Genomic DNA, 15863 nt, shown 5'->3' with positions numbered 1-15863 from the left:
CGGAGATTATCTGCCGCAGCGGAGCGATATCAGTGAGCTTTTTCAGCGTTGCCGCTCCAGGGAGAGGACGGCTGCGGCGATTGCCGACAGGCGGCTCGGGCTGCAGCGGGCCCCTCGGAAGAGCCACCAGGACTTCAATCTCGCGACGCTCCGTTCGACCGGTGCTCCTGCTGCTGACAGGGCCCGGTTGACCGTGCGCTGGGTTGGTGTGAACTCTCGGCGAGGTGGGCGTCGGACCGGTGTGGTCACCCAGGGGTCGGCCCAATGTGGGCGCGATCGGCGAACACGGGCACGCCCTGCCGTTCGCAGATCCGGATGATCCGGTGGGTGCGGGCCGCAGTCAGGTCGTAGGTGCGGCCGGGCGACGCGGGTTAGATCCGCAGCAGCCGCTCGACTGGGTCGGGCACCGGCTGCACGTTCACTCCCTGGCGGCGTGCTTGTGGAAGAAGTCGGCCCGACTGTCACCCGACCCGGTCGCACTCGGCGAGCGTGCCGTCAAGGAGGATGTGCTCGGGATCGGTCTCCCGCAGCACTCGCAGCAGCCCGGGCGCCCGGCGGGATAGATGGCCGACGAGGGCGATGACGTAGGCGTGGGCGGTGCCGACCGAGATGCCGAAGCCTGCCGGATCTGCGCGAGGGTGTCGTGCCGGCGCAGGTACGCCAGGCCGACCAGGGCACGCTGTGCGGCGGAAGCTTGCAGCGGCGGTCACCCTTGCGGGTGACGATGAGCATGGTAACCCACTCCACCAGCGCGTTAGGCAGGTCGAGTGCAGCAGGATAGACAACCAACGAGGTTTCGGCGCCGGTGGGTTGAGACGTAGAACGCCTCTCTCAACGGCACGGGAGCCTCGTGCGTTGCGGGACGCCAGCCGTCACCCGATCAGTGGCCACGCTGAAAAAGCTCAGTTGCTCACAAGCACATACAGCGGCCAAGAACTGGATGCTACAGTGCCAACAACCAGCAACTGGCCTGCGGAGCGGCTAAGTTGGCACAGGAGGCCTGATTGTACGCGTCGTTCAAGTTGGTCTTGTTGAGCGTGCAGCAGTACCTCTCGCTATCACGGACTGCCCGCCGAGGAATGATTCCGGCGCAGCCTGGCATCTACATCTGGACAGCTGACCTCCGAGATCTGGCGCTGAGTGCCTTCGAGCGCGACGCCAACGACGTGTTCGAGGACCTTCAAACCAGAATCGCTCCGCAAAACGGGCCGCCCCTCGAAGCTGGCATGGTGGGTAAGTACAGACACATCGTAATTCAAGATCGCCCGCCGGCGCTAACTGGTGCTTCGTCATCTCGGTTGAGCGAGATGATAACGGAGAAGAACATCCATCTTGAGTGGGCCTTGCTCTGTGCGACTGTTTTCCAGCGGCCCCTCTATGTCGGCAAGGCAGTCAACCTGTCAACACGGATCCGGCAACACTTGCGGACGGGTTCTAAACTCAGCCGTGGGCTTGAGCAACTCAACCTCACACCCGGCGACTGCACCGTGGTCCTACTACCCGTCCAGCCCCCAGACGATGTACTCGAACTCGCCGCATCCCTGCGGCAGCGCACAGACTCTCCGGACGCAGATGAAGAAGACCTCGACGCCGACATTGAAGATGTTCTAGACGATGGAAGCGACGAGGATGACTTTGACGAATTCGATGCAGAAGAAGAACTGCCGGCCGATGCCCCTGTCGAGCTGAGGCAAGCTGATCAGTTGGTACGCCTTGCTGAATCGTTGACTATCCGCCTCGCCCACCCGCTGCTGAATGAAAAGATGGACTGAGAATGAGCCTCTCAGCGATGAGTCGCCGACGGCAAGCCTACACGGGCCAGTACGCCTTCGTGCGGGGAGAATATGCCATCGGAGATGAGCGAGTGCCGTACTACGCCATCTCCATGACCGTAACTGAAGCCACTCGATACCTACAGCTGGCGCGTGATCTGGCAATCACCGATCGCCAGCCGGTCAAATTCGAAGAACTATTCCAACGCGCGGTTGACGACGACCGTGCTGCGGGTCCGATCAGGACTTACCTGCTTCAGCCTGGCTCACTTAAATTCTTCAACTCGTTCACAGTAGTTCTCCTCCCAGTCGATCCAGGCAACCGCAATGCGGTGATGGAGACGTATGAGGATGATCCATCAGGCCCTGATGACGTTCCATACGAGGGAATGGAGCGCAATACGATCGGTCCAGTGCTGATTGATTCACTACCGAACCAAGAAGTTGGATACCTCCGCTGGAATACAGAGCGAGCGCATGCCGTAATCCTCGATGGACAACATCGATTCCTTGCGCTACGGAAGATTCTCGACTCGGCACAGCGCGGACTACTCAGTCCGAACGAGACCAGAATCCCAGTTCTTGTTCTGGTACTGGATCCCAGAGCAGGATTCACTCCTCCCACCGAGCAATCCAGCAATGTGCTACTCGCTTGCCGCAGCATCTTCGTGGCGCTGAACAAGCACGCGGTTTCCGTATCGAAAGCTCGGACATACCTTCTCGATGATCAAGATCTGGTGTCCGTTACCGTACGGCGCTTGATTGCCTCAGAGCTCGGCGGAGATGCCGACAGTGAAGCATCGTTGCAGCGAATCCCGCTCGCCCTGGTCGACTGGCATTCAGATCAAGCCAAATTCGACCAGAGTCTCTACTTGACGACAGTACTTTCCCTTTATGAGACCGTCAAGACGATCTACCCACCTCGCTGCGACGACACCGATTACGAGAAACTGGAAGAGTTCGTCAGAGACGTAACTGCACGGGTCGACCCTCCTGCGGGTCTACGTTGGGACGAGATCGAACTCAAGAAGAAGATCCGTGTAGCGCGGCTAGAGGAGCGTCCGTTTGCGTTCACACCTGAAGAAGTTGCCGCGATTAGTGAAGCATTCGCTGATGGAATCGGCCAAAATCTGGTGCGCCCCCTGCTTCAGTTGAAGCCCTATGCAGAACTTCGCGAACGCTACGCGACGGCTGGGTTCATTGGCGGTGACCACGAACTTTGGCTGGGCTCTGACAGCGACACGAAGAAGGCCATCGAAACCAGGACTGGCGAGAATCCTAACACGAAGGCAAATGGAATCTCCGAGAGCGTTAAGGCCGACAATCTAGCGTTCCTCGTAGTATTTCAACGAGGCCTTCTCTTGTCAGCCTTCGCGGCCGACCAGGCTCGCGAGGATCTAAAAGAGATCTGGTCTGTGGATGCAGAACGCTTCTCAGTGCTCAACGAGTGGATCAATCGCACGAACCGGCGAATCGTTCCGAAATTGAAGGATCCAGACTTCTGGATTGGCACAGGTATCGGCCCAGATCGAAACATCAACTTCACCAAAGTTGGAACCAAAGGAATCAAGGGCCTAGCCCTTCTGGCTGCCCTTTGCCCCCTGCAAGAGGTCAGAAAGGAAGCATCAGCCTGGGCCGGCGGACCTCCTCGCAACGAGGAGGATGCGCCAGCATGGGAGCTCGTCAGAGCTACGAACATCCCTTACCTTGAGTCGGACCGGTCATACACCGATGCTGGAACTCCCGAACTACGGATGGCTGCCTACCAATGGCTGGCAGAGCAGTTCAGTAGAATCTCTCCAGGACGAGTAGCTGGCGGAGTGATGGCGGCGATCATACGAGAAGCCTGCATGGACCTCCGCAAGGCGGTTGAGGCCCACATTAAGAAGGAAGTCCGTGCTGCAGGCGGAGAGACCCCAGACAGAGAAACGCTGAGACAAGCAGCGATTCTGCTGGGAGCTCGTCGACTCGCCGCGCTCGCAAGCATGGGCTAAGCCCCGACTGCCCCATCACTGGGCGATTTACTCAGACCAGTGAAATTTTCTCAGTGAGTTCGGCTGTGCTCGAATTGGGTGGGTACGAGGCAGGCGCGGGTGATGTCGCCGGTTCGGCTGGGGTTGAGGGTGATGCGCTGGAGGGTTTTCCAACGGGTCTTGAGCAGGGCCATGGCTCGTTCGCCGAGGGCGCGCAGCGGGGCGAGCAGGCTGTTGTAGGTACGGTTGTCGTCATGGAGGGGTATGCTGTTGGCCTGCCGCTTGACCGGGACGAGTACTCCAGCCCCTGCGCCCTGGTAGCCCTTGTCCGCCAGAGACTTGAGGCCGTCGCGGGCTGCTTTGTGCAGGGCGGTCGGCACCAGTTCGCGGGCTGCCTCGATGTCCGGGACGCTGGCGGGGCGGACATCGGAGGTCCACAGCGGGAAGCCGTCCGGGGCGGCGAGGAACTGGATGTTCCCGCCGTGCTCCTGGTGTTTTCCGGAGTACCACAGGTCGACCTCCTTCCCCTTCTTGCTCACGATCGTCTCGGCGACGCGGTCGGTGGGGATCAAAGAGCTGCCGAGGATGACATGGCCGAGGCCGGCACGCTGGCCTGCTCAAGGACCTCGTGCAGATCCGGGGGCCTGGGCGGTGAGGACCGCGATGCCCTCGTGGAGGTACCGGTATGCGGTCGCGATCGAGATGCCGCAGTCGCGGGCGAGCTGGCTGACCCGGGTGCCGTCGCGGAACCAGCGCACGATCAGCACCGCCTGGCGGAAGTTGGTCAGGGCCCTGACGCCCCTTGGGGTTCCGCGCCTGCGGCGCTCGGCCTGAAGCAGGCGACCCAGGTGCTGCACGAGCGCGCGGGGGACATCAAGCATGGCAGGATAGGTGACCAACGTGAAGCCTTTGATTCGGACGATCTTGTGAGAGAGACCTGTCCTATCAGGGCTTTACGTCTACCCGTCACCGGGGCCTCCGCGCCCGAACCATGCCACTATCAGCACTTCGTCCCGCTTCACGATGATTATTTCGCTGCGAAAACCTCAGTGAGCAGCTTCAGCGTTACCGCTCAAGGGTGTGAACGGCTGTGGCGATTGACGACATTTGATTCGGACTGCACCGGAAGCCCTGCGAAAGACTCGCCCACGCCTTCAGCCGCAACTCGTTGATCCTCCCAAAACAACCCACCTGCCGACCGTCACCTGTTCCCATGCCAAGCTCTCTGAGCGACGCACCGGGAGACGATCACTCAACGCGCGGGAAGCGATCTTGAAAGCCCCGAGACGACGCTGGTCAGACCCACTCGTCAACGGCCCACTCTGGCACTTGCCGACAGAAGCCCCCGCCGATCTCGATCGGCGGGGGCTTCGGTGTGTGCGCGGCTCGTCCGCCGGCTTGTGTCGGGGCGGGCGGTTCGCGTCGGTGCCGGGTCGGTGGACGGTGCGGGGTCGGGGGTGTCAGAGGGTACCCGAGCCCCACCGAAAGGCGGAAATACCCGAGCCCCACCGAAAGGCGGAACACTATCCTCTTCGTCGGCGGCGGCAGATGTGTAGAAGTGACAGACCGGGGTGACCGTCCAGTCCGGGTGGCCGGGCATGCGGGGGGTCGTGGTGCCGTACAGCCACTCGGTGAGGAAGCCCGTCAGGTCCTGGCCGGACGCCTCGGAGGCCACGGCGATGAAGTCGGCGGTCGAGGCGGAGGAGTTGCGGAAGCGGTCGAGGAAGGCGTGCTCGATGCGCATGAAGACCTCCTCACCGACGAGGTTCCACAGCGCGTACAGGACCAGCACGCCGCCGGTGTAGCGCTGGGCGTCGAAGAGGTTCTCGGCGGTCGGTGAGGCGACCGGGCCGGAGTCGTGGCGCCACTGGTCGCCGCGCGAATAGACGTCCCTCATGCGGGCTTCCATGGTGGTCATGCCCAACGAGTCGGGCCAGCCGCGCTCGTAGCGGTAGAGCAGCCCGTAGTAGTCGGCGTGGCCCTCGTTGAGCCACAGGTCGGCCCAGGTGGCGGGTGAGACGAGGTTGCCGAACCAGGTGTGGACCAGCTCGTGCATCATGTGCGAGCCGATCTTGCTCTCCTGCTGGAGAAGGTAGTTCGGCTTGTAGATGGTGAGGGTCTGCGTCTCCAGGCCGGTGAAGTCGAAGGCGTTGGGGTCGTCGGTGTTGGCGGGCAGGATGCCGTACGTCTCGAAGGGGTACGCGCCGAGCCTCGCCTCCAGCCAGCTCAACTGCCCGGCGGTCAGGGCGAGTGCGGGCTCCAGGGCCTGGGCCCTGGCGACCGGCACCACGTCGCGCAGCCGCAGCCCGCTGGGGCCCTGGCGCTCGACCACCGTGTAGTCGCCGGCGGATATCTGGATGACCTCGGTCGCGATCGGGTCGCGCGAGTGGTAGGTGAACGTGGTGCTGCCGCCCGCGCTTTCCTTCGACACCAGCGTGCCGCTGGCCACGCCCTCCAGGCCGTCGGGGACGGTGATGCGGAAGGTGAAGTCCGCCTTGTCCGTGGGGTGGTCGTTGCAGGGGAACACGGTGTGGGCGAGGTTGGGCTGCCCGGCGACGGCGAAGCCGTCCGGGGTGGGCACCCAGCCGTTGGTGGGGAACGGCAGGGCGCCGGGGTCAGCGGTGTACTTGATCCGCACGTTCATCCGGCTGTTCTTCGTGACGCAACGGCGGGGCGTGATCAGGAGCTTGTCGGCCTGCTGCTCGAACTCGGCGGTGCGGCCCCCGACGTGGACGCTGTGCACGGTGAGGGTGGCGCCCGAGTCGAGCGAGAAACGTTCGAGGTTCTGGGTGGCGCGGGCCGCCACGATCACGACGGCGTCGACCAGCTTGGTGTCGGGCCGGTAGGTGAAGTCCAGGACGTAGGCCGAGACCTGGTAGCCGGTGTTGCCGAGCGTCGGGTAGACCGGGTCACCGAGGCTGGTGCCGCCGGTGGAGCCCGACGCCGGGGTCGCGGCCCGGGCGGCCGGGCCGAGGCCGAGGGTCGCGCCGGAGGCGAGGAGCGCGGCGGCGGGTGCCGTCACCCGGGTGCGGTTGCGCATGGGGTTCTCTTTCGGTCCGTGACTCCAGAAGGGCGGGAAGCCACGACGGAGTACGGGCATACCCGTGCCTCGTGCAAGTCATCGAAACTCCCCCGTGTTTCCGGGTGCGATGGTTCGCGGCACCCGTCGCGCCATCATCGGGTGACGTTGGTACGGGCGTCAACCTCCGTCTCCCCTCGGACGTCTCCCCCGGGTGGGAGTGGTGGCGGGGGAGTTGTCATGCTGTTGTTCCTGGCTCTTGACACGAGTCGCTTCGTCGACAGCGTCAGAGGGTTATAAGAGCAAGACATCCAGGGGCTGCGGGCCCTGGCGGTGTCGCTGGTCGTGATGTCCCACGCCGGGGTGCGGCAGTTCGCCGGTGGTTACGTGGGGGTCGACGTCTTCTTCGTCATCTCCGGTTTTCTCATCACGTCGCTGCTGCTGCGCGAACTGGCGGCCACCGGAAGCGTGTCGGTCCGCGGTTTCTACGCGCGCCGCGCGCTGCGGCTGTTACCCGCGTCGTCGCTGGTCGTGGTGGTCACGCTCGGCGGCGCGTGGCTGTTCCTGTCGAAGATCCGCTTCCAGGAGTACGTGGGGGACGCGGTCAGCAGCGTTCTGTACGTGGTGAACTTCCGGCTGGCGGGCGAGGGGACGGACTATCTCGCGGAGGGGAGTCCGCCGTCGCCGTTCCAGCATTTCTGGTCGCTGGCGGTCGAGGAGCAGTTCTATCTGCTGTGGCCCCTGCTGTTGCTGGGGAGTTGGAAGCTGGTGCGGCGACGGCGGCTGCTGGCCGTGCCGTTGGCCGGGCTGTGCGCGGTGTCGTTCTGGTTGAGCGTGTCGGTGACGGAAAGCTCGGGCCCGTGGGCGTACTTCGGGTCGCACACCCGGTTCTGGGAGTTGGGCGCCGGGGCTCTTCTGGCGCTGGGCGCGGGCCGGTTGAGGCGGCTGCCGGGGGTGGTGGCGGCGCTCATGACATGGGCCGGGCTGGGGTGCGTGCTGCTGGCGGCGGTGTGGTTCGACGCGCGCACGCCGTTTCCCGGTTCCCACGCGGCACTTCCCGTGGTCGGGGCGCTGCTCGTGCTGGGGGGCGGGTGCGCGCCGGCGCGGTTCGACGCGCGGCCGCTGCTGGCGTGGCGGCCGGTGACGTGGGTCGGCGGGGGGTCGTACGGCTGGTACTTGTGGCACTGGCCGCTGTTGCTGATCGGGCCGCAGGCGCTGGGCCGGCCGGCCGGTGTCCGGCTGGGGCTGGCGCTGTGCGGGGTCGCGCTGGTGCTGGCGTGGGTGACGACGCGGCTCGTGGAGAACCCGGTGCGTTTCCACCGGGTGTTCCGTGGCCGGCCGGGCCGGGCGCTGGGGTTGGGGCTGGGGGTGTCGGCGGGGGCGGGGGGGGGGGCGGTGGGGGGGGGGGGGGGCGCGGCGGCGGCGGGGGTGTTCTGGTGTATAGGTGGCCGTGGGTGGGCGCGCTGTTTGTGGCGGTGTTACGTGCGGCGGTCCGCGCCGGTGCGCCCGCGCCCGTGCTGCGGGAGGAGTTGGCGTCGGCGCCGGACGCGGAGGCGAGGCTGGCTCAGTTGCTGACGGAGTCGGGCACGAGCCTGCCGGGCAACCTCGCGCCGGCGCTGGCGGATGTGAAGGAGAACGAGTCCGCGATCTACCGGGACGGGTGTCACATGGGGTACACGAGTGCCCGGACGCCGCTGTGTGTCTACGGGGACCGGACGTCGGACGACGTGGTGGTGCTGTTCGGTGACTCGCACGCGGCGCAGTGGTTCCCGGCGCTGGACCAGGTGGCGCGGGAACGGGGTTGGCAGTTGGTCTCGCTGACGAAGGCATCGTGCAAGGTCGCGGCGGTGACGATCGTCAAGGAGGGCGAGCCGTACGCGTCGTGCGAAGCGTGGCGGGACAACGCGCTGGAGATGATCGCGGAGTTGCGGCCCTCGCTGGTCATCACCTCGTCGTCGGACGCGGGTGATCCGGTGGACGCCATGGCCGATCCCCTGGCGGGATGGACCGCCGGATACGAGGACACCTTCCGGCGGTTGGCGGACACCGGTGCCCGGGTGAGCGTCCTTCTGGACACTCCCTGGCCGCGGGAGGACGCCGTGGAGTGCGCGGCGCTGCATCCGCTGGAGCTGGACCGCTGCACGAGCGAGGTGCCCGAGACGATCCGGGACCGAACGCGGCGGGAGGCGACCAGGGCCGCGGCGGAGACGACGGGGGTGTCCGTGATCGACCCGCTGCCCTGGTTGTGCACGGGCGCGGGCGACTGCCCGGTGGTGGTGGGCGACACGTTCGTCTACCGCGACGACAACCATGTGAGCGAGGCGTACGCGGAGGCGCTGGCGCCGGTGCTGGGCGAGCAACTGGACGGGGTGCTGGGGCGGGAGCCGTAGGGCCGGTGAAGGGGCGGTGGCGGAGCGGGGGGTTGTGGCCGGCGCTGCTTGCGAGGTCTGGGCGCTGACGAATCCGAGGCGCTGAGGACGTTCGTCGGCCATTTGATCCGCGACCCCGGGACGGCGAGGGAGAGATGACGCGGCGTTCTCTTCCGTGGCGGGTGCTTTTTTTCGCCACCGTTCAGGTGGGGGAACTCTTCGCCCGGCTCGGGGCTGAATATCCGCGGCGGTTTGCCTCTGGCGAACTCTCGTCGCGGATGAGAACACCGGCCTTGACGCCCACCGAAGTGGACCAAGGCCGGCGTCGGTTCCGGTGTGGGACCGGATCAGACCAGGCAGCCCAGGACAAGGACGACCTCGGCGAGCAGGTGGGTCAGCATAGGTGCTCCTACAGGGTGGGACACATGTCACAGGTGTTAACCCCTGTGACGGGACGCGACTGGTTTAGCACGCCGTTTATGGCCTCTCAAAGCCTCCGGACCGGATTCATCGGTGAGTTCGCGTGTCCGCGTTCCGGGCCCGGCTGATTACTCAACTACCGATAAGGCGAATGGGGTTGTGGTGTGTTGTCGGCAAACACGCGCGTCCGGTGTGGAAATGGCGGGTCGTCAGTGAATTCGGCGGAGATCGCCCGGAGTTGATCCGGAGGTCCCGGGAGAAGGCGTCCTTCGGTCCGGCCCCCGCCCGCAGCGGGGCGAAGAAGGCGCCGGACGGGTCCTGCTCCGTGGGTCGTCGAGGGGGGCGGGTTCGTGCCCGACCACGAGCAGTGGCTCGACCGCTCACCGCAGGGCGCCCTGCCCCGCGGGCCGTTGGCCTGGGAGGAGACACCGGTACGGCACGACCGCGGTGGTGACGGTCGGGGTACGGCGGCGGCGACCGTTCCGCCGGGGGCGGACACGGCCCAGCCGGAGCGTTGAGACCACAGCACATCACCGTGCTGGGCCGGGGAGTGCTGTGGCGGGCGGTGTCAAACATCCCCGAGCCCACGCGACAGGCAGAAAACTCGGATGCCGACTTTTGTTTGAAAAAGAAAAAAAAGCAAACAGAAAAAATCAGGCATTACGGACAACCAGAAGACGGGTGGCGGATTTCCGGGGTGGCGCGTGGGCTCGGGAATGTGTATAAGAGCAAGGGCCCAGGGAGCGGTGGGGGGCGACGCGGTCGCGGATCAGGCGCTTGATGGCGGTGGGTTCGGGGAAGCCCTGGGTCTTGCGGTCCCAGACGGTCTCGCCATTGACCTCGACCGTGAAGACGCCACCGGTGCCGGGGGCGAGCGCGACCTCGGACAGTTCGGCCTCGAAGGTGCCCAGCAACTCCTGGGCCAGCCACGCCGCTCGGGGCAGCCAGCGGCACTGGGTGCAGTACGCGATGCGGACCTTGTTCGTCGCCGTCATGCCGACCATTGTCGGGCTATCGGTCGGGCCCGGCGTCGTGTTCGGCGTCGGGCTCAGCCGGCGAGGTTGCGCAGGGCCGTCCACAGCAGCGCGGAGCCGAGGACGGCCGCGGTGGCGCGGGGGTCGGCGCGGGGGCGGTAGCGGCGTCCGCACAGGCCCTCGTACAGCCAGCGGCCGGTCAGCCACAGGGCCAGGGGCAGGCCGAGGAGGAGCAGCGCGGCGTTGTCGTGCCAGGCCGCCGCGAGGTCGCCGTGCAGCAGGTCGTACGCCATCCGGGTGCCGCCGCACGCGGGACAGAGCAGGCCGGTGGCCCAGTTGACCGGGCAGCGGGGCAGGAGGTGGCCGTCCTCGCGCGGATCGGTCCGCCACAGGTACGCGCCGGCCGCGATCCCGGCCGCGAGGGCGGCGAGCGGCGGGACCGCGGGGTGGGGCACCGGTCGGCGGATCGCTCTCATGGCGGACGCCCGTCAGCTCCGCAGGACGCGACCGCTCGCGTCGGTCCTGTCCTCGCTCGCGAGGAAGAGAACGCCGTCGATGATCGCCCAGAAACCCAGCCCGCCGCAGGTCAGGAGCTGTGCGACGGCCATGCCGATATGGCCGGTGTAGAACCGCCCGGCGCCGAAGGTGCCGAAGAGGAGCTGGAGGACGCCCGCGAGGATCTTCGACTTGTGCGAGAACGGACGGCCGCGCCGGTCGTAGCCGTAGGGCGCGGCCGGGTCGTACGGGTACATGCCGGGGTACACGGCGGGCGGCGGATAGGCGCCCGGGAAACCGGCCGGGTAGCCGGCGGGGTACGCGCCCGGGTAGCCCGGGGGGTGACCGCCCGGACCACCGCGCGGGTAGACGGACGCGCTGTGCACTTAATACACAACAGCGCGCTCCTCGCCAACGACCCGCTCCCCCGCGGCGGCAGCGGCAGATGGGTATGAGAGGCAGCGCCGGTGTCGGGCCCCCACGCGTAGCCGGAGCGGCCCGGGCCGGCGGGTGGCGGTGGCGGCGACGGTGGCGTCGGCTTGGCGAACGGGTCCTGCGAAGCGAACGGGTCCTGCGAACCCTGCTCACGCGGATCGGACATCTTCCCCCCACGGGCGTGACGAACGGATGATCGGTCACGAAGGGCACCGCTGGGCGCCGGATCGTCCCGACCCATAGTGCCAGTCGGGGTCCGGGCCCGTCAGGCGTCCGCCGCAGGCCGGTTCAGCGCCCGCGCAGGGCCCGTTCGACGGCTGCCTCCGGGGTCGGCGCGTGGTCGATGCCGGGAAGTTCCCGGCCGTCGCGGTCCACCACCCGCCAGCCGCCGAGGGAGACGACCGGCACGGCGGCGTCCTCCCTGCGCCTGGCGAGGGCGATCTCGCTGAGCGTGCCCCACGAGCCGCCGATCACGACGACCGCGTCGGCGCTGGCCGCGACGATCGCGTTGCGCGCCTGGCCCATGCCGGTCACCAGCACGGCGGACAGGCCGGGGGCGGCGCCCTCGCGGGTGGCGCCCGGCCACACGCCGATCGCCGGCCCGCCCCCGGCGCGGGCGCCCGCCGCGGCGGCGGCCATCACGCCGCTGCCGCCGCCGCAGATCACCACGGCGCCCCGCTCGGCGAGCAGCCGCCCCACGGTGTGGGCGGCGGACTCCTCGTCCGGTGTGCACTCCCCCGGGCCGCAGACGGCCACCTGGTACGGCATCGCTCGTTCCTTTCCTCACACGCCCGCGTTTGGGGCAATCCGGACGCGGGCCGCCCGGAGCTGTCACGGTGTGGCCGTTCAGGCAGCTTTCCCATGGATCGGGAGGATTCATGCGCATTCGTACGGTTCTGGCCGCGGTCGGCCTCGCCGCCGCCGGTCTCTTCGCCGGGGCTTCGGGCGCCGCCGCCTACGGTGACGTCCCGCCGTCCCTGGTGCACGGCGAGTTCGCCGCGCACGGCAAGTACATCGCGATGGACGAGGAGGTGCTGGCGCTGGGGACGTACTCCATCGAGAACCTGATCCACGCCGAGGTCGGCAAGCACCTTCGCTGACGCGGCGTCACGCGACGCACAACGCACGACGCACAACGCAACGGAGTCACCAACCGCCCGCCCCGTTCCCGGCGTTACGCCCGGAGCGGGGCGGGCGAGCGTCATCCGCGCCGCGCCGCCTGTGGGATGATGCCGCGGGTGCGCTTCCACGCTGACCTGCATATCCACTCGAAGTTCTCCAGGGCCTGCAGCAAGGACTGCGATCTGGAGCATCTGACCTGGTGGGCACGGCGCAAGGGCATCTCCCTTGTCGGTACGGGGGACTTCACGCATCCCGCCTGGTTCGCCCATCTGCGGGAGACACTGGTGCCCGCCGAGCCGGGGCTGTTCCGGCTGCGGGAGGAGCTGGACCGGGACATCGCGCGGCGGTTGGCGCCGAGTCTGGCGGCGGCTCCGGTCCGTTTCATGCTGTCGGTCGAGATCTCGACGATCTACAAGCGCGGGGACCGCACCCGCAAGGTGCATCATCTGGTCTACATGCCGGACTTCGACGCGGCGGCCGAGTTCAACCGCAGGCTGGCCAGGATCGGCAACATCGCCTCGGACGGGCGGCCGATCCTGGGGCTCGACTCGCGGGATCTGCTGGAGATCGCGCTGGAGTGCGGCGAGGGCGCGTATCTGGTGCCCGCGCACGTGTGGACGCCGTGGTTCGCGGTGCTGGGCTCCAAGTCGGGGTTCGACGCGATCGAGGACTGCTACGTCGATCTCGCCGACCACATCTTCGCGCTGGAGACCGGGCTTTCGAGCGATCCGGCGATGAACTGGCGCATCTCGGGCCTCGACCGCTACCGGCTGGTCAGCAACTCCGACGCGCATTCGCCGCCGATGCTGGGACGCGAGACGACGCTGTTCGACACGGAGATGGACTACTTCGCGGTCCGGCGGGCGCTGGAGACCGGTGTCGGGCACGTCGGCTCCGTGGAGTTCTTCCCGGAGGAGGGGAAGTACCACACCGACGGGCACCGCAAGTGCGGGGTGCGGATGGACCCGGCGGAGACGCGGGCGCACGGCGGGATCTGTCCGGTGTGCGGCAAGCCGGTGACGGTCGGGGTGCTGAACCGGGTCGAGCAACTGGCCGACCGGCCCGAGCCCGTACGGCCGCCGGGGGCACCGGACTTCCTGAGCCTGGTGCCGTTGCCCGAGATGGTGTCCGAGATCGCCGGTGTCGGGCCGAAGAGCAAGCGGGTGCTCGGGGAGGTCGAACGGCTCACGGCCGCGCTGGGGCCGGAGTTGTCGATCCTGGAGGACGTCCCGGTGGACGACATCGCGGCGCACGCTCCGCTGCTCGGGGAGGCGGTGGCGCGGCTGCGGCGCGGCGAGGTGCTGCGGGAGGCCGGGTTCGACGGGGAGTACGGGGTGATCCGGCTGTTCGAGCCGGGTGAGCTGAAGCGGATGACGGCGGTGGCGGCGCCCGCGCTGTTCGAGGACGAGGGGCTGTTCGGGGCGGACCAGTCCGAGGGGACGAGCGGGCTCTCTTTTGCACTGGTGCGGCTGCCGACGGTGGGGGTATGGTAGAGACCGGGAAGCAGACGCATGCCGACCTGCAGCCCCCCCCCCGCCGCCGGGGGCGGGGGAGGGGAACGGGGGCGGCCCCCGGCGCGGCCCGCCGAGCCGGTGTCCGCGCGGCCCGCGGCGCCTGCCGGGCCCCCCGGGGCCGGCGGGCTCGACGGGCTCGACGCGGAGCAGGCCGCCGCGGTCGCCGTCACGGAGGGGCCGCTGCTGATCGTCGCCGGTCCCGGCACGGGCAAGACCCGTACGCTCACCCACCGCGTGGCGCGTCTGGTCACCGAGCACGGGGTCGCGCCCGAGCACTGTCTCGCCCTCACCTTCACCCGCCGCGCGGCCGAGGAGATGGGTGAACGGCTCGCGGCGCTGCTGCCCGGCCGGGTGGCGCGTCCGACGATCGCGACGTTCCACTCGCTGGGCCTGTCCATCCTGCGGGAGCAGCACGAACGGGTGGGCCTGAGCGCGGAGTTCGGCATCGCGGACGAGGCGCGGCAGGCGGAACTCCTCGCCGCCGAAGGCGCGGACGGGTACCGCGCGGCGCTGCGGCGGGCGGATCTGGTGGACTTCGACGACCTGATCGCGTTGCCCCTGGAACTGCTGGAGACCGACGAGGAGTTGACCGCCGCCTACCGGGACCGTCACCGCTGGATCTCGGTGGACGAGTACCAGGACGTGGACGAGCGGCAGTACCGGCTGCTGCGCCGCCTGGCGCCGCCGGACGGGAACCTGACCGCGATCGGTGACCCGGACCAGGCGATCTACGGGTTCCGGGGCGCGGATGTCGGGTTCTTCCTGCGGTTCCGGGAGGACTTCCCGACCGCCCGCACGGTGTCCCTGACCCGCAACTACCGTTCCAGCGCGCGGGTGCTGGCCGCCGCCGCGCAGGTGATCGCGCCGGCGACGCTGGTGCCGGGACGTGAGCTGCTGCCGCTGGGCGATCACGGGGACGCGCCGGTCACGCTCCACGCGGCGGCGAGCGAGGCGGCCGAGGCGACGTTCGTGGCGCGGACCGTCGAGGAGTTGCTGGGCGGGGCGTCGTTCCACGCCCGGGACAGCGGGTGGGCGGAGACGGCGGGTTCGGAGGGGCTGGGGTTCTCGGACTTCGCGGTGCTGTACCGGACGGACCGGCAGGCGGGCGCGGTGGCCGAGGCGCTGGCGCGCGTCGGGCTGCCGTTCCGGAAGCGGTCCCACGACCGGCTGGCGGACCGGCCGGGCGTCGCGCGGGCCGTGGCCGCGCTGGACGGCGGGGATCTGCCGCTGGCCGGGCAACTGGCCGAGGTGGCGCGGCGGGCGAAGGACGACGCCGAGGTGCTGGCCGCCGTGGAGCTGCTGTTGCCGCTGGCCGAGCGGTGCGGGGGTGATCAGGCGCGATTCCGGGACGAGTTGGCGCTCGGTGTCGAGGCGGACTCCTGGGACCCGCGGGCCGACCGGATCTCGCTGCTGACGCTGCACGCCGCGAAGGGCCTTGAGTTCCCGGTGGTGTTCGTCGTGGGGTGCGAGAACGGGCTGCTGCCGCTGCGGATGCCGGGTGCGGAGCCGGACCCGGAGGGGGACGCGGAGGAGCGGCGGCTGCTGTTCGTCGGCGTGACGCGGGCGCAGAGGCACCTGTATCTCAGTTACGCGGCCGAGCGGTTGCGGCACGGGCGGGTGCGGCCGGCCGGGCGGTCGCCGTTCCTGGACGGGCTGACGGACGTGGCGCGGGTGGCGACGACGGTGCCGCGCCGGCGGACGGGCGGCACGCAGCTGAAGCTGATGTGACCGGGCGGCTCGTGCGGAAGGGGGTGCGTTCCCGGGTTGGGC

At 68.2% G+C, this 15863-nt stretch carries 12 protein-coding genes and 2 pseudogenes; 7 read left to right on the top strand and 7 right to left on the bottom strand.

Annotated features, from left to right (window positions below):
• Positions 1 to 42: 42 nt before the first annotated feature.
• Positions 43 to 789 (bottom strand): annotated as a pseudogene (locus BN2279_RS27205) (transposase family protein).
• Positions 790 to 1031: 242 nt separating this feature from the next.
• Here BN2279_RS27205 and BN2279_RS29105 point away from each other — a divergent pair.
• Both BN2279_RS29105 and BN2279_RS27200 read left to right on the top strand, forming a co-directional pair.
• Positions 1032 to 1772 carry a GIY-YIG nuclease family protein gene (locus tag BN2279_RS29105; protein ID WP_234347473.1) on the top strand — a complete coding sequence of 247 codons (741 nt, stop codon included), beginning with the start codon at positions 1032 to 1034 and terminating at the stop codon, positions 1770 to 1772.
• Between the two features lie 113 nt (positions 1773 to 1885).
• A complete protein-coding gene (locus BN2279_RS27200; protein ID WP_159037074.1) occupies positions 1886 to 3766 on the top strand; it encodes a ParB N-terminal domain-containing protein in 1881 nt (626 codons plus the stop codon).
• Positions 3767 to 3816: 50 nt separating this feature from the next.
• Here BN2279_RS27200 and BN2279_RS05365 read toward each other — a convergent pair.
• Both BN2279_RS05365 and BN2279_RS05360 read right to left on the bottom strand, forming a co-directional pair.
• Positions 3817 to 4644 (bottom strand): annotated as a pseudogene (locus BN2279_RS05365) (transposase family protein).
• 410 nt (positions 4645 to 5054) lie between these two features.
• Positions 5055 to 6785: a M1 family metallopeptidase gene (locus BN2279_RS05360; protein ID WP_079031861.1), complete on the bottom strand. Its 1731-nt coding sequence runs from the start codon at positions 6783 to 6785 to the stop codon at positions 5055 to 5057.
• 327 nt (positions 6786 to 7112) lie between these two features.
• On the opposite strand from BN2279_RS05360, the gene BN2279_RS28360 reads away from it, so the two are divergent.
• Positions 7113 to 8339, top strand: coding sequence for an acyltransferase family protein (locus BN2279_RS28360; protein ID WP_104530947.1), 1227 nt, complete (start codon positions 7113 to 7115; stop codon positions 8337 to 8339).
• Complete coding sequence (locus tag BN2279_RS28355; protein ID WP_159037073.1) at positions 8333 to 9154, top strand: SGNH hydrolase domain-containing protein; 822 nt, start codon at positions 8333 to 8335, stop codon at positions 9152 to 9154. The genes BN2279_RS28360 and BN2279_RS28355 overlap by 7 nt, the downstream gene beginning before the upstream one ends.
• A gap of 1052 nt (positions 9155 to 10206) precedes the next feature.
• Here the strand turns inward: BN2279_RS28355 and BN2279_RS05345 are convergent.
• The 4 genes from BN2279_RS05345 to BN2279_RS05330 all read right to left on the bottom strand — a co-directional run bounded on the left by BN2279_RS05345 (position 10207) and on the right by BN2279_RS05330 (position 12225).
• The gene (locus BN2279_RS05345) at positions 10207 to 10548 is read right to left on the bottom strand and encodes an Rdx family protein (RefSeq protein WP_079031897.1); all 342 of its coding nucleotides are present in this window, start codon (positions 10546 to 10548) and stop codon (positions 10207 to 10209) included.
• Between the two features lie 53 nt (positions 10549 to 10601).
• Positions 10602 to 11003, bottom strand: coding sequence for a DUF2752 domain-containing protein (locus BN2279_RS05340; protein ID WP_059006976.1), 402 nt, complete (start codon positions 11001 to 11003; stop codon positions 10602 to 10604).
• 12 nt (positions 11004 to 11015) lie between these two features.
• Positions 11016 to 11408 (bottom strand): TM2 domain-containing protein, encoded by a 393-nt coding sequence (locus tag BN2279_RS05335; protein WP_059006974.1) that lies wholly within the window; start codon positions 11406 to 11408, stop codon positions 11016 to 11018.
• Between the two features lie 337 nt (positions 11409 to 11745).
• On the bottom strand, positions 11746 to 12225 hold the full coding sequence (locus BN2279_RS05330; RefSeq protein ID WP_079031860.1) for an SLOG cluster 4 domain-containing protein: 480 nt from the start codon (positions 12223 to 12225) through the stop codon (positions 11746 to 11748).
• A 110-nt stretch (positions 12226 to 12335) separates the two neighbouring features.
• Between BN2279_RS05330 and BN2279_RS05325 the strand changes: the two genes are divergently transcribed.
• The 3 genes from BN2279_RS05325 (at position 12336) to BN2279_RS29755 (ending at position 15821) form a co-directional block, all read left to right on the top strand.
• Positions 12336 to 12557 (top strand): hypothetical protein, encoded by a 222-nt coding sequence (locus BN2279_RS05325; RefSeq protein WP_059006972.1) that lies wholly within the window; start codon positions 12336 to 12338, stop codon positions 12555 to 12557.
• A 138-nt stretch (positions 12558 to 12695) separates the two neighbouring features.
• Positions 12696 to 14072 (top strand): endonuclease Q family protein, encoded by a 1377-nt coding sequence (locus BN2279_RS29760; RefSeq protein WP_199827636.1) that lies wholly within the window; start codon positions 12696 to 12698, stop codon positions 14070 to 14072.
• Between the two features lie 18 nt (positions 14073 to 14090).
• Positions 14091 to 15821: an ATP-dependent helicase gene (locus tag BN2279_RS29755; RefSeq protein ID WP_199827635.1), complete on the top strand. Its 1731-nt coding sequence runs from the start codon at positions 14091 to 14093 to the stop codon at positions 15819 to 15821.
• Positions 15822 to 15863: the final 42 nt, after the last annotated feature.

Source organism: Streptomyces specialis, assembly GCF_001493375.1.
Lineage (GTDB): Bacteria > Actinomycetota > Actinomycetes > Streptomycetales > Streptomycetaceae > Streptomyces > Streptomyces specialis.
This window is presented reverse-complemented; position numbering and strand designations above follow the sequence as displayed.

Excerpts from the sequence above, each read along its gene's own strand:
- BN2279_RS05330 (WP_079031860.1), bottom strand. The coding sequence starts at position 12,225 with ATGCCGTACCAGGTGGCCGTCTGCGGCCCGGGGGAGTGCACACCGGAC.
- BN2279_RS28360 (WP_104530947.1), top strand. The coding sequence starts at position 7,113 with ATGTCCCACGCCGGGGTGCGGCAGTTCGCCGGTGGTTACGTGGGGGTC.
- BN2279_RS27200 (WP_159037074.1), top strand. The coding sequence starts at position 1,886 with ATGACCGTAACTGAAGCCACTCGATACCTACAGCTGGCGCGTGATCTG.
- BN2279_RS05340 (WP_059006976.1), bottom strand. The coding sequence starts at position 11,003 with ATGAGAGCGATCCGCCGACCGGTGCCCCACCCCGCGGTCCCGCCGCTC.
- BN2279_RS29755 (WP_199827635.1), top strand. The coding sequence starts at position 14,091 with ATGCCGACCTGCAGCCCCCCCCCCGCCGCCGGGGGCGGGGGAGGGGAA.
- BN2279_RS05360 (WP_079031861.1), bottom strand. The coding sequence starts at position 6,785 with ATGCGCAACCGCACCCGGGTGACGGCACCCGCCGCCGCGCTCCTCGCC.
- BN2279_RS05325 (WP_059006972.1), top strand. The coding sequence starts at position 12,336 with ATGCGCATTCGTACGGTTCTGGCCGCGGTCGGCCTCGCCGCCGCCGGT.
- BN2279_RS05345 (WP_079031897.1), bottom strand. The coding sequence starts at position 10,548 with ATGACGGCGACGAACAAGGTCCGCATCGCGTACTGCACCCAGTGCCGC.